This window comes from Sulfitobacter sp. HI0129 (assembly GCF_001635395.1).
In the GTDB taxonomy this organism is placed as follows: domain Bacteria; phylum Pseudomonadota; class Alphaproteobacteria; order Rhodobacterales; family Rhodobacteraceae; genus Sulfitobacter.
Genome location: NZ_LWGH01000027.1, coordinates 1 through 392 on the forward strand (window position 1 = coordinate 1; position 392 = coordinate 392).

Genomic DNA, 392 nt, shown 5'->3' on the forward strand with positions numbered 1-392 from the left:
CCGCCAGTATCCCGCGCAGGCTCGACAGGACGGACCGGATGAAGCCGCGCGAGTCCAGCTCTGCGGTTTGCAGCTTTCCGATGTCGGGGACGGAACTGGGAAGGTCCCGCTCCGCCTCTACCCCCTTGCGGAACTGGCGCGGATAAACGGCGTGCATCAACCAGTCGCCCAATAGGGGACTGCTGCGAATGATGTTGATCATCCGCCCCGCCGGAACCCGCATTCCGGCAGGTGCGAGCAGTACCAGTTGCTGTATGCGGCCCGGATGTTCGGCGGCGAAGGACGTGGCGATAGCACCGCCCATCGAATAGCCGATGAGGGTGATATCGTCCCCCACGCCCACATGATCCAGCAATTCCCTCAATTGCCGGTGAAAGAACTGTGCGTCCTGC

At 62.8% G+C, this 392-nt stretch carries 1 protein-coding gene; it reads right to left on the bottom strand.

From position 1 onward, the window contains the following. On the bottom strand, positions 1 to 392 hold a 392-nt coding region (locus A3764_RS00340), incomplete at both ends, for an alpha/beta fold hydrolase (RefSeq protein ID WP_150122011.1).